This is a genomic window from Mesorhizobium sp. M2C.T.Ca.TU.002.02.1.1, assembly GCF_003997225.1.
Genome location: NZ_RZTO01000082.1, coordinates 1 through 12,672, shown reverse-complemented (window position 1 = coordinate 12,672; position 12,672 = coordinate 1). Strand labels below are relative to the sequence as shown.

The following is a 12,672-nucleotide window of genomic DNA, read 5'->3' as shown; positions in this document are numbered from 1 at the left end:
GCCATGCTCTCCGTCATGGCGCTGGAGCGTCACGGCATCGTGCCCGACCGCGGTCCGGTGGTGGTGACGGGTGCCGCCGGCGGCGTCGGCTCGGTCGCCATCTCGATCCTGTCGAGCCTTGGCTACCATGTCATCGCATCGACCGGCCGCAACGCCGAGAGCCCCTATCTGATCGACCTCGGCGCCGCCGAGGTGATCTCGCGCGAGGAGCTCAGCCAGCCGGCGAAGCCGCTCGCCAAGGAGCGCTGGGCCGGCGGCGTCGACTCGGTCGGCAGCCATACCTTGGCCAACGTCCTGTCGATGACCTCCTATGGCGGTGCGATCGCTGCCTGCGGTCTGGCCGGCGGCATGGACCTGCCGGGAAGCGTCGCCCCCTTTATCCTGCGTGGCGTCTCGCTGCTGGGCATCGATTCGGTGATGGCGCCGAAGGCCGTCCGCCTGGAGGCATGGCGCCGCATCGGCACCGATCTCGACTTGAAGAAGCTTTCGACATTGTCGCGCACGATCGGTTTCGACGGCATTGTCGCCGCCGCGCGCGACATCGTCGAAGGCAAGATCCGGGGCCGCGTCGTCGTCGATATGTAGCCGGAAGTCGCGGCTCCGCCCGCGCCCGCAAGGCGGCAGGAATCCGCGCAATCGCTAAAATTCGAACGATCCCTCCCAGTCTTCCATAATCTCTGTCTGGCATGGTCCGCGCATGGTCGCGGACTCCGACATCAGGCAGGACAGCAAAGCCGCGGGCGCTGACAGGCTCATCCCCGATGCGCCGAAGCGGCAGGTGCTTGTCGCGCCGCCGCTGGCTCCCGAATTGCCCGCGGCCAGCCACGAAGGCCTGCCGTTCCTGACGATCGTCGCCATCGCCGTCATGGCAGGGCTCGCGCATCTCACCGGAGCGCCGCTCATCGTCACCGCCGGCCTTGCTGCTGCGGCCCTTGCCGGCCTGGCCATGCATCTGCGCAATCGTCGCGACGAGCGTCGCACCGCAGCGCTGCTCGACGAAACCGCGGCCCGCAGTCGCGCCGAGATCGAGACCCTCGCCGACCGCATGTGGGAGATGCAGGAGAGCGAGGAGCGCTTCCGCGGCCTGATCGACGCGCTCGGCGACCTCGTCGTCCATCGCGACCGCGACGGCCACATCGTCTATGCCAACAGCGTCTTTGCCTCGCTTGTCGACGTCGACGCGCGCGATCTTGCCGGCAAGACCTTGTCCGAGCTCGGCATCGATGTCGGCGTCGTTCCCGACGCCGCCTTCTCCGATCACGACTGCCTGAGCTCCACCGATGTCGCGATACGCACCCCGAACGGGCCGCGCTGGTTCTCCTGGATCGAATTGTCGGTGCGCGACAAGGACACGGGCGCGGTCTCGCACCGGGCCATCGCCCGCGACATCACCGCCCGCAAGCGCGCCGAATCCTCGCTGATCACCGCGCGCGAACGGGCCGAATATGCGAGCCAGGCCAAGTCGCGCTTCCTCGCCACCGTCAGCCATGAGATCCGCACGCCGATGAACGGCATCATGGGCATGGCGAAGCTGCTTGCCGATACCGACCTTTCGCCTGAACAGCGCACCTATGTGGGCGCCGTCTCCACCTCGGCCAGCGCGCTGCTCGCGCTCATCGAGGACCTGCTCGACTATTCCAAGATCGAGGCGGGCCGCTTCGAGCCCGAGCCGCAGCCGACCTCGCTGCGTGAAATTGCCGACAACATCATCGAGCTTCTGGCCGCAAGAGCCTTCGCCAAGAACATCGGCCTTGGCTGTCATGTCGAGCCCGACGTGCCGCAGATGATCACGGCCGACCCTGGCCGCGTGCGCCAGGTGCTGCTCAACCTCATCGGCAATGCGGTGAAGTTCACCGACACGGGCGGCGTGCTGCTCACCGTGGCGCGCGCGCGCACCGAAACCACCGACCGCATCTGCTTCACCGTCGCCGACACCGGCCCGGGCCTGCGCGAAGAGGACATGGAGCGCATCTTCGAGGAGTTCGAGCAGTCCGACGGCACCTCGACCAGGGTGCATGGCGGCGCGGGTCTCGGTCTTGCCATCTCGAAGCGGCTGGCCACCGCGATGGGCGGCACGATCTCGGTCTCGAGCCGGCTCGGCGAAGGGTCCGAATTCGTCCTCGAGCTACCGGCGGTCGCTGCAACCGAGCCGCCGCCGCATCGCCACAACATCCTCGCCGATAGGCGGGCGGTGATCGTGTCGAAGAACCCCACCGAGGCCGATGCCATCGCCCGCACGATCAGGGCCCATGGCGGCATCGTCGAGATCGCGGCGACACCAAGCCAGGCCGCTCCCTTCGCTGCCGGCTGCAACGTGCTCCTGATCGACGCCGCGCTCGAAAACAGCGACGGCAGGCTGCTCAAGCGGCTGCGCGACTCGGGTTTTGCCGACTGCGAGGCCATCACCCTGATCGCGCCGACCGACCGCGGCATGCTCGGCGAATTCCGCGCCAGCGGCTACGCCACCTTCCTCGCGAGGCCCGTGCGCGGCGAGACCCTGCTTCGGGTGCTGTTGACCAGCCATGGCTCCGCGCTCGTCCAGCCGCGGCCGGAGCCGCGCCAGGCTTCCTCGCGCAAGCGCGACCAGGGCCTGTCGGTGCTGATCGCGGAAGACAATGACATCAACGCCATGCTCGCCCGCGCCACGCTGCTCAAGGCCGGGCATCGCGTCAAGATCGTCGGCAACGGCAAGGCCGCGGTCGATGCCGTCACCGATGCAGGCCTCAAGTTCCGCTTCGACGTGGTGCTGATGGACCTGCATATGCCTGTCATGGACGGGCTCGATGCGATCGCCGCCATCCGTCGCCATGAAGAGTCGCTCGCCATGCCGCCGATCCCGATCATGGTGCTTTCGGCCGACAGCCAGGAAAAGACCCGGCATGCCGTGCTCGCCCATGGCGCCAGCGGTTTCGTGACCAAGCCGCTCGACCCGGACGCGCTCGTCCAGGCGGTCGAGGGCCAGGTTGCGGCCTGAGGAAATTTTTAACCGTTGAACACCTTGGCTTGACTGGCTTTCGCGGCCACAAGATAGCCGGTTGAGGGTATTGCCCAGCCGACAAAGTATTGCCCGCCACGTCGTATCACGGTACTGTCACAATCCTGTTGCACCTACACCGTATCCCCGCGCCAAGAGGGATGGCTCGAAGGAGAATCACTCGTGCATACAGTCGTGCCTGAATGTGACACTCGGCCGAACGCCGGCGGCGCCCTGCTCGCTGCCCGTACCGCCGACGCCGTCGCAAGCGGTGCTCCGCTGGGCCGCATCGGCAATCTCGAAGTGCGGCTCGCCCGCAACGAGGCCGAGATCGCCGCCGCCCAGGAAGTCCGCTATCGGGTATTCTACGACGAGCTCGGCGCGAGGAAGGACTTGTTCCAGGCGCAGAACCGGCGTGACGCCGACCGTTTCGACCCGCTCTGTGATCACCTTCTTGTGTTCGATACCTCCCTTCCCGGTCCTGAGCATCGCCGCATCGTCGGCACCTACCGTTTGCTGCGGCAGGAGATCGCCACAGCCGCCGGCGGCTTCTATTCCGAGGGCGAGTTTGAGCTCACCAAGCTGATCGCGCGGCATCCCGGCCAGCGCTTCCTCGAGCTCGGCCGCTCCTGCGTTCTGCCGGAATACCGCTCCAAGCGCACCATCGAGGCGCTCTGGCAGGGCATCTGGGCCTATATCAACCATTACGGCATCGGCGTGATGACCGGCTGCGCCTCTTTCCATGGCATTGTGCCGGCGGCGCATGCCGAGGCGCTGACCTATCTCGCCCATCATTGCCGCACCAACTCCGCCTGGGATGTTCGCGCGGTTCCGGGACGCTACTGCTCGATGGACCTGATGCCGATCGAGGCGGTGAACACCAAGGCGGCGATCGCCGCCATGCCGCCGCTGGTCAAGGGCTACCTGCGCGTCGGCGCCCGCATCGGCGACGGCTGCGTCATCGACCACGAATTCTCGACCGTCGACGTCTTCGTCGTCATGCCGGTCAAGGAGATCGGCGCCCGCTACGTCAACTACTATGGCGGCGAAGGGCAGCGCTTCGCGGCGTGATTCAGGTGAATGGTAAATGGTGAATGGTTGATGGCCATCGGCTCTGCACCCATCGACCATTTTACCATTCACTATTCACCACTTGCTCTTCACGGAATATCTTCCGGCCTTCGCCCCGGCCGACTCTTGTAGGCCGGAAACGACCAGCCGAACTTGAGCGCCCCGCCGCGCACCAGGAAGGCTGCCGCAAAGCCGAGCAGGCTTGATGCCAGCGGCGGCAGGCCGGCAAGGTCGCCAATGGTGAAGATCGTCGCGCCGGCAAGGGCCGCGGTGACATAGATTTCGGGCCTGAGCAGCACCGAGGGCTCGCCGGCAAGCAGGTCGCGCAAGATGCCGCCGAAGGTCGCCGTCAGCACGCCCGTGACGACCGACACGACTGGCGAGCCAGTGATCGCCAGCCCCTTGGCCGCGCCCATCACCGAGAACGCCGCAAGCCCGATGGCATCGAGCCAGAGCAGCAGCTTGTAACGCGATTCGAAGCGGTGGGCGCTGAAGAAGACCAGTAGCGCGACCACGGCGCAGATCAACACATAGCCGCCATTGGCGACCCAGAACACCGGCAGGTTGAGGATGACGTCGCGCAACGTCCCGCCGCCGATGCCGGTGACGCTGGCCAGGAACAGGAACCCAATGATGTCGAGCTGCTTGCGCGATGCCGCAAGCGCGCCCGTCGCCGCGAAGACGGCGACGCCGGCATAGTCGAGCGACGCGATGGGATTCATGGAATGAGCGAGTAGTGAGTAGCGAATAGTGAGTAGGGAAATAGCACGAAGCCGCGGATAAATATCAGCCCCTATTCACTACTCCCTATTCGCTACTCGCTCTCAAGCATCCTTCTCGGCCTGCTCGTTCACCGGACCCGGCTCGACCTTCGCCTCGGCGGCCGTCTTCGGCCCGCCCTTGGCGACGCCGACCATCGCCGGCCGCAGCACGCGCTCGCCGATCGAATAGCCCGGCTGAACCACCTGCACGACGGTGCCGGCCGGAACCTCCGGATTGGGCACCTCGAACATCGCCTGATGGAAGTTCGGATCGAACTTCTCGCCTTCCGGCGCGAGCTTCTTCACGCCGTGGCGCTCCAGCGCCGAAAGCATGGCGCGCTCGGTGAGATCGACACCCTCGATCAGCGCCTTGAAGCCGGCGTCGCCGCCGGCTTTCGCCTCTGCCGGGATCGCGTCGAGCGCGCGGCGCAGATTGTCGGAAACCGACAGCATGTCGCGCGCGAAATTGGCGACGGCGTAGGCGCGGGCGTCCTGAACGTCGCGCGCGGTGCGCCGCCGCAAATTCTCCATGTCGGCCGCCGCGCGCAATGCACGGTCCTTCAGTTCCTCATTTTCCTTCAGCAGCCGCACCAGCGCTTCGTAGTCGCCGTCGACGCCACCTTCCGCACGCTCGCCGGAAGCCTGGGTGGCTTCCATATCTTCGGGCGTGCGTTCGTCTTTTGCCTGGTCGCTCATCGCGTTTCCCGTCATTCGGATTGGTCTGGATTTGCGCCCGATATCGAGGTTTGGAGGTCAAAAATCAAGGGGTAAGCGCTGCCGGCGAATATCGGCCGGTCGTTCCAAGTTAATTCAAATTTTACCGTATCACGCGGCTTTGCTTGCCCTCAAATGCCGTTGCGGGAACCATAGACGGGCTGGAGGAGTTTCGAAGCCGACACAGGATTTTGGGACATGAGCGGCAACCATGGCAACAGGCGCGCCGAATTGGCCAACGATATCAGGCGGCAGGCTGGCAGCGAAGCGACGAAGCGCTTTCTGCGCACCTTGCCGGCATTTCGCTTGGAAAAGGAGGTACCCAGGCGGCTGAGCGACCTGCTCGACCGCCTTGAAGGCGCCGAGGCGAAGAAAGCCAGCGGCGGGCGGCGTCAATAGCCGCGCCGCAATTGATCGGTTTTAACGCATGTCTCCCGAAAGTGGTAACCGGTTTCGGGATGAAGTCATGCGTAAAATCAAAAACCTAAGCGCATGGAGCGAATCTGAAGGATCGCGACGCGCTTTCAGGCCGCCTTTCGGTCGTCACGCATCAGCGCTTCGCCGTGGCGGATTTCGGTGCCGAGCACCTTCAGGCACTCCCGCATGAAGGCGGCAAGGCCAGGCCAGCCTTTGGCCGAAACCAGATTGCCGTCGACATGCGCGCCAGTCGGGGCGACATCGACATAGGTGCCGCCGGCAAGCGTCACTTCCGGCTCGCAATAATGTAGCGCCGCCACTTCCTTGCCGCGCACCACGCCATCGACCGCGATCAGGATCTGCACACCATGACAGATGGTGAAGATCGGCTTCCCGGTCTCATGGAAATGCCTGACCAGCGCCTGCACGCGCTTGTCGATACGGATATATTCCGGCCCGCGCCCGCCCGCCGCATAGACCGCGTCGTAATCGGCCGGATTCACCTCGGCGAAGGTCTTGTTGAGGATGTAGTCGTGGCCCAGCTTTTCCGTATAGGTCTGGTGGCCCTCGAAGTCGTGCAATGAGGTTTTCAGCACGTCGCCCGCCTTCTTGTCCGGGCATACGACATGGACGGTATGACCCACCGCGTGCATGGCCTGTTCAAAGACGAAAATCTCGTACTCCTCGCTGAACTCGCCAACGAGCATCAGTATTTTCTTACCAGCCATGCTCTTTCCTCCCTTAGCTATTTATTTCGGAGTGCAAATAAATTGTCCTATCCTAAGGTGAGGAGGGCAAAAGAGGAAGCGCAAATCGCCAAATTGGTCTGACCAGATGGATTCGATCCTTTCGGCAAGCGTCCAAAGGCGGCATCATCGCGACAGAACCGAAGAAGCTGGTCCGACCAAGGCTGACGGTCAGACCGCGGCCCGGATCATGTCCGCGGCCTTCTCGGCAATCATGATCGTCGGCGCATTGGTGTTGCCGCCGATCAGGGTCGGCATCACCGAGGCATCCACCACCCTCAACGCTTCCAGCCCGCGAACCTTGAGCTTCGGGTCGACCACGGCCATGTCGTCGATGCCCATCTTGCAGGTGCCGGCCGGGTGGTAGATCGTGTCGGCGCGCGCCCTGATATGCGCCATGAGTTCGGCGTCGCTTGACGCGCCGGCGGTGTAGATTTCCTTAGCGCGATATTTCGCCAGCGCCGGCGCCTCCGATATGGCGCGCATCATCCGCACGCCTTTGAGCAGAAGATCGCCGTCGCGCTCGTCCTCGAGGAAGCGCGGATCGATGCGCGGCGGCGCCAGCGGATCCCGGCTCGTCAGACCCACCTCGCCGCGCGAATGCGGCCGCAGCACACAGACATGGCAGGAGAAACCATAGCCCATATGCAGCTTGCGGCCATGGTCGTCGACGATGGCGATGCAGAAATGCAGTTGCAGGTCGGGGCGCTCGATCGCCGGGTCGGATTTGAGGAAAGCGCCGCCTTCGGCATAAGGGGTGGCGATCATGCCGGTGCCGTCCTTGCGCCAGCGCAGCATGTGCCTGATCAGGCCCGGCATGCCGGTGAGGCCGATGCCCATCAAATCCGTCTCCCGTGACTTCCAGGCGAGGATGAAATCGAGATGGTCCTGCAGGTTCCTGCCGACACCGGGCAATTCGTGGATGAGCGGAATGCCGTGCGCCGCGAGCTCGACCGCCGGCCCGATGCCGGAGAGCAAGAGCAGCTGCGGCGAGCCGAACGCCCCGCCACAGAGGATGACCTCGCGTCTTGCTTCCGCCACGGCCTCGCTCTTGCCCGTGCGATAACGCACACCGGTGGCGCGTTTGCCGTTGAGCACGACGCCCGTCGCATGCGCGCCGGTGATCACGGTGAGATTCGGCCGGCCCATCGCCGGATGCAGATAGGCGGCGGCCGCCGAACAGCGCTCGCCGTTGCGGCGCTCGCCCCAGAACTGCGTCACCTGGTAGAGGCCGGCTCCTTCCTGCTCCGACCCGTTGAAGTCGTCATTCAACCTGATCTGGTTTTCGCCGCAAGCCTCGACGAATGCCCGCGAGATCGCGCGCGGCTCCTGCTGCTCGGCGACCCTGAGCGGTCCGTCGCCACCATGCAGGGCGTCGGCGCCGCGCTGGTTGCCTTCGGCGCGCCGGAAGTAGGGTAGCACCTCGTCCCACGACCAGCCGTCGCAGCCGAGCTCGGCCCATTCGTCATAGTCGCGGCGGTGGCCCCGCGTGTAGAGCATGGCGTTGATGGCGCTGGAGCCGCCCAACGCCTTGCCGCGCGGCTGATAGCCCCTGCGGCCGTTGAGACCTTCCTGCGGTATTGTCTGGAAGCCCCAGTTATTGATCTTCGGCCGACCGGGCAGCAAAGCGATGATGCCGGCCGGCGCGCGGATCAAGAGATCCTTGCCGGCGCCGCCCGCTTCGAGCAGGCAGACCGTCTTCGATGGATCTTCGGATAGCCTGGCGGCAAGCGTCGAGCCGGCGGAACCGCCGCCGGCGATGACGTAGTCGTAGCGCATGGTTTCCCTCCCGGCGGATCTTTCCGTCCGTTGTCTGGAGAGAATGCTTGCTTACGAGGCTTGTAAAGATGCCGCAGCGTCAGCGACAGCATGATCCCGAGCCGAAGGACCGCGTCGGCGAAAAGTGGGAACCGGTTTTGCTGCCCTGACCTTCGGTTCGGAAAAGATCATGCTCCAGCGAAGGACTGGATCAGCAGACGTCGAACCGAACGTCATTCTGATCCAGCGCGCTTGCGCCGCCAGGAATATTTCGGCCCCTTGGGTTCCGCCTCCACCGCCGGCTGATAGTACACCGGCAAGCCGCCGGTCTTGCCTTCCTCCAGGCGCTTCAACAGCACCGGATTGGAGACCTCGAACTCGTCGAAGCCAAGTCGCAGCATATGCGGAAGCTGGTCGACCAGCACTTGACCGGTGGCGCGCACGGCGCCCTTGAAATGGTACCGGGCCCGCAGCAATTCGCCCTTGGAGAAGGAGCGGCCGTCATTGAAGGCCGGAAAGGCTAGCGCCACCAGCGACAATTGATCCAGCAGGCCGGTTATCTTGTCGAGCTCGTCGCCGGGCTGCAGCAACACCCCGAGGCGCTCCTTGGCTGACTTGCGAACGTCCTCATCCAGCCCGAGAAAAACCTGCAGCGGCAGGACGAAACGGCCATTGCCGGCAAGCGCTTCGGCGCTTTCGGCGTGCGTCCACTCGTCTTCGCGAAAACCGTCCGGGGTCCAGAGGCGGGTCCCCGCTGTCGTCGATCCAGTCATCAAATCCTAAAGTCCTAAAGATTCCAAGGATATGCCGAGATTCAGGTGAGGCCGAGCCGAAAATGGTGGCTTCCGAGAACCGGAGCGGAGCGTACTTGAAGTACGTCAGCACCGGAAGCACAGGAAGCCGCCATTCGCAGGCCGGCCTCACCTGAATATCAGGCGTATCCTAAAGTGAGGCGTCGGTCAGCGACTTTTCCAATCCGGAGAGGTGAATGCCGCACTCGGTCTTGGCGTGCCCAGCCCAGCGGCCGCTGCGCGCGTCCTCGCCGGGCTGCACCGGCTGCGTGCAGGGGAAGCAGCCGATCGAGAGATAGCCATAGGCGACCAGCGGATTTTCACGCAGCGCATGCGCGCGCATGTAGTCGGCCTGGTCCGAGGTCGTCCAGTGAGCCAGCGGGTTGATACGGATGCGCAAGCCGACCGCCTCGAAGACGGGCAGCGCCGCTCGCGTCGAAGCCTGGAAGCGCTTGCGCCCGGTGAACCAGGCGCGGAACGGTTCGACGCCGCGCGCCAGCGGCTCGACCTTGCGCACATCGCAGCAGGCGTCGGTGTCGGTCTCGTTGAGCTGGCCGGTCGGATCGACGCGTTCGAGCGCCGCCTCGTCCGGCTTGATCACCCTTATATCGGTCAGGCCGAAATCGGCCACCAGCGCGTCGCGATAGCCGAGCGTCTCCTCGAAATGCTTGCCGGTGTCGAGGAAGATGACCGGCAGCGAACGGTCGATCTCCGAGATCATGTGCAGAAGCACCGCCGAATCCGCGCCGAAGGACGACACGGCGGCGATCTCGCCGCGAAACAGGTCACGCGCCGCTCGCTCGATGATCTCGATCGGCTTCAGATGGCCGTGCAACGCGTCGAGCCCCGCCGCTTCCGCGGCGACGCCCGTCTCCACGCTGCCGGTACGGTCAAGCGGCCTTGGTTTCGCCAGCATAAAGCGCCTCCTTGAACGGCGCGGGACCGACACGGCGGTAGGCGTCGATAAAACGTTCGTCGGGACTGAGCCGAAGGCCGAGATAGGTATCGACGATCTGCTCGATGGCATCGGTGATCTCTTCCGAAGAGAAGCCGCGGCCGATGATCTCGCCCACGGATGTGTTCTCGTCGGCAGAGCCGCCAAGCGTCACCTGGTAGAGTTCGGTGCCCTTCTTCTCGACGCCCAGGATGCCGATATGGCCGACATGGTGGTGGCCGCAGGCATTGATGCAGCCGGAGATCTTCAGCTTCAATTCGCCGATCTCGCGCTGCCGCTCGAGCGAAGCGAAGCGGCGCGAGATTTCCTGCGCCACCGGAATGGAGCGCGCCGTGGCGAGCGCGCAATAATCGAGGCCCGGGCAGGAGATGATGTCGCTGATCAGGTTGGAGTTGGCGGTCGCCAGGCCAATCTCCACCAGCGCGTCGTAAACCGCCTTGAGATCGGCGCGCGCCACATGCGGCAGGATCAGGTTCTGCTCATGGCTGACGCGCAGTTCGTCGAAGGCGTATTTCTCGGCAATGTCGGCAACCGCTTCCATCTGGCTGTCGGTGACGTCGCCGGGCACCTCGCCGATGCCCTTGAGCGAGATCGTCACCGCCGCATAATCGGGATGGCGATGCGTCACGACGTTCTGGTCCAGCCATTCCGAAAAGCTCTTGGAATCGAGCCGCGCCTGCTTGACGACAGCATCGCCTTCCGGCCGGGCCGACAGCGCCGGCGGCGCGAAATAGGCGTTGATCGCCGCGATATCGGCCTCCGGCAGCCTCAGCTCGGTGTCCTTGAGCTCCTGCCACTCGGCCTCGATCTGCCTTGCGATCTCCTCGACGCCGGTCTCGTGCACAAGGATCTTGATACGCGCCTTGTACTTGTTGTCGCGGCGGCCGTAGAGGTTGTACACGCGCAGGATCGCCGTGCAGTAGGACAGCAACTGGGCTTCCGGCAGGAAGTCGCGGATCTTCTTGGCGATCATCGGCGTGCGGCCCAGGCCGCCGCCGACATAGACGGCAAAGCCCAGCTCGCCGGCCGCGTTCTTCTTGAGGTGCAGGCCGATGTCATGCGCCTGGATGGCGGCCCGGTCGCGCTCGGCGCCGGTCACCGCGATCTTGAACTTGCGCGGCAGGTACGAAAACTCCGGATGGACAGAGGACCATTGGCGCAGGATTTCGGCGTAGGGACGCGGATCGGCGACCTCGTCCGCAGCCGCCCCGGCGAAGTGGTCGGCGGTGACGTTGCGGATGCAATTGCCGCTGGTCTGGATGCAATGCATCTCAACGCTGGCGAGATCGGCCAGGATCGCCGGAACGTCGGCGAGCGCCGGCCAGTGGAACTGGAGGTTCTGGCGCGTGGTGAAATGGCCGTAGCCCTTGTCGTATTTGCGCGCGATGTGACCGAGCATACGCAATTGCCGGCTGTTCAGCGTGCCGTAAGGCACCGCGATGCGCAGCATATAGGCATGCAGTTGCAGATAGACGCCGTTCATCAGCCTGAGCGGCCGGAACTGGTCCTCGCTGATCTCGCCGGCAAGCCGGCGCTTTACCTGGTCGCTGAACTCGGCGACGCGGGCCTGAACGAAATCGTGGTCGAACTCGTCGTAACGGTACATGCTTCGTCTTTCAGGGCGCGTCCGCCCGTTGCCTTCCTTGGATTTAAGCGGCTCGTTCCGCTTGCTTGCCGAGATCGGGGTGGATGGTTGGGCCCGCGGCGCGGATCTTCTCGCGCAGCCGCACCGGCTCGACCAAACCATCGACAATGGTGACGTCGATCACGTTGACGTCCAGGACTTCATTGTTGGCGGCGGCCGCGGCGCCGATCGCTTCGAGTCGGTCCTCCGCCGCCTTGTCATGCGCGACATCGGCATGGCCGACCGTCTCCGCCCAGCCGCCGGCGGCGTACCAGACGGCGATGCCGTCGGAGAGCCTGTTCGCGGTCAGTACCTTCATTGCTCAACTCCTTGGGCGACGGCTGAAGCCGCGCCCTCATGCCCCGTATCTTCACATCTATGTGCCGCGAGCGGCTCGGACTGTTCGAAATTGGCGCCGGCAACGGCGTCGCCGATGATCGTCATCACCGGGCCGGTGAGGTCGGCGCGCGCCTCCAGGGACGGCAGGTCGGCCAATGTCCCATGGAAACGACGGCGGGTGCCGAGGCTGGCGTTCTCGACGACGGCGACGGCGGTGTCCGGCGACAGCCCGGCTTCGATCAGCCGGCCGGCGACCTCGGCGGCGACCGAACGGCCCATATAGACGGCGACGGTCGCGCCGGAGATGGCAAGCTTTGCCCAGTCCGGCAGCGAGTTGCCCTTGAGATCGTGCCCGGTGGTGAACACCATCGAGGAAGTCACACCGCGCAGCGTCAGCGGCAATTCGAAATCGGCGGCGGCGGCGAAGGCCGCGGTGACGCCCGGAACCACCTCATAGGCGACCCCGGCGCCGCGCAGCGCCGCCATTTCCTCGCCGGCGCGGCCGAACACCAGCGGGTCGCC

Annotated in this window: 13 protein-coding genes; 4 read left to right on the top strand and 9 right to left on the bottom strand. The window is 64.9% G+C overall.

The window, feature by feature from the left end:
• The 3 genes from EOD07_RS06865 to EOD07_RS06855 all read left to right on the top strand — a co-directional run.
• Nucleotides 1-585 (top strand): zinc-binding dehydrogenase (locus EOD07_RS06865; protein ID WP_164772097.1); only part of this gene is annotated, 585 nt, incomplete at its 5' end.
• Nucleotides 586-697: 112 nt separating this feature from the next.
• Nucleotides 698-2,974: a PAS domain-containing hybrid sensor histidine kinase/response regulator gene (locus EOD07_RS06860; protein ID WP_127234512.1), complete on the top strand. Its 2,277-nt coding sequence runs from the start codon at nucleotides 698-700 to the stop codon at nucleotides 2,972-2,974.
• Between the two features lie 183 nt (nucleotides 2,975-3,157).
• Nucleotides 3,158-4,045 (top strand): GNAT family N-acetyltransferase, encoded by an 888-nt coding sequence (locus EOD07_RS06855; RefSeq protein WP_041007857.1) that lies wholly within the window; start codon nucleotides 3,158-3,160, stop codon nucleotides 4,043-4,045.
• Nucleotides 4,046-4,134: 89 nt separating this feature from the next.
• On the opposite strand, the gene EOD07_RS06850 is transcribed toward EOD07_RS06855, so the two are convergent.
• Together EOD07_RS06850 and grpE are read right to left on the bottom strand one after the other, a co-directional pair.
• A complete protein-coding gene (locus tag EOD07_RS06850) occupies nucleotides 4,135-4,767 on the bottom strand; it encodes a trimeric intracellular cation channel family protein (RefSeq protein ID WP_127234510.1) in 633 nt (210 codons plus the stop codon).
• A gap of 102 nt (nucleotides 4,768-4,869) precedes the next feature.
• On the bottom strand, nucleotides 4,870-5,502 hold the full coding sequence (grpE, locus tag EOD07_RS06845) for a nucleotide exchange factor GrpE (RefSeq protein WP_041007853.1): 633 nt from the start codon (nucleotides 5,500-5,502) through the stop codon (nucleotides 4,870-4,872).
• A gap of 249 nt (nucleotides 5,503-5,751) precedes the next feature.
• On the opposite strand from grpE, the gene EOD07_RS06840 reads away from it, so the two are divergent.
• On the top strand, nucleotides 5,752-5,919 hold the full coding sequence (locus tag EOD07_RS06840) for a hypothetical protein (protein ID WP_348627739.1): 168 nt from the start codon (nucleotides 5,752-5,754) through the stop codon (nucleotides 5,917-5,919).
• Between the two features lie 125 nt (nucleotides 5,920-6,044).
• On the opposite strand, the gene EOD07_RS06835 is transcribed toward EOD07_RS06840, so the two are convergent.
• The 7 genes from EOD07_RS06835 to EOD07_RS06805 form a co-directional block, all read right to left on the bottom strand.
• Entirely contained in the window at nucleotides 6,045-6,665 is a 621-nt protein-coding gene (locus EOD07_RS06835; RefSeq protein ID WP_073989805.1) for a DJ-1/PfpI family protein, read from the bottom strand.
• A 189-nt stretch (nucleotides 6,666-6,854) separates the two neighbouring features.
• On the bottom strand, nucleotides 6,855-8,462 hold the full coding sequence (locus EOD07_RS06830) for a GMC family oxidoreductase N-terminal domain-containing protein (protein WP_127234508.1): 1,608 nt from the start codon (nucleotides 8,460-8,462) through the stop codon (nucleotides 6,855-6,857).
• A gap of 212 nt (nucleotides 8,463-8,674) precedes the next feature.
• Complete coding sequence (locus tag EOD07_RS06825) at nucleotides 8,675-9,214, bottom strand: DUF934 domain-containing protein (protein WP_127234506.1); 540 nt, start codon at nucleotides 9,212-9,214, stop codon at nucleotides 8,675-8,677.
• A gap of 169 nt (nucleotides 9,215-9,383) precedes the next feature.
• Complete coding sequence (locus EOD07_RS06820; RefSeq protein WP_127234504.1) at nucleotides 9,384-10,148, bottom strand: phosphoadenylyl-sulfate reductase; 765 nt, start codon at nucleotides 10,146-10,148, stop codon at nucleotides 9,384-9,386.
• Entirely contained in the window at nucleotides 10,123-11,793 is a 1,671-nt protein-coding gene (locus EOD07_RS06815; protein ID WP_127234501.1) for a nitrite/sulfite reductase, read from the bottom strand. The genes EOD07_RS06820 and EOD07_RS06815 overlap by 26 nt, the downstream gene beginning before the upstream one ends.
• 43 nt (nucleotides 11,794-11,836) lie before the next feature.
• Nucleotides 11,837-12,130 carry a DUF2849 domain-containing protein gene (locus EOD07_RS06810; protein WP_040990335.1) on the bottom strand — a complete coding sequence of 98 codons (294 nt, stop codon included), beginning with the start codon at nucleotides 12,128-12,130 and terminating at the stop codon, nucleotides 11,837-11,839.
• Nucleotides 12,127-12,672: SAM-dependent methyltransferase (locus EOD07_RS06805; RefSeq protein ID WP_245469921.1), on the bottom strand; the 546-nt coding region annotated here is incomplete at its 5' end. The genes EOD07_RS06810 and EOD07_RS06805, both read right to left, overlap by 4 nt.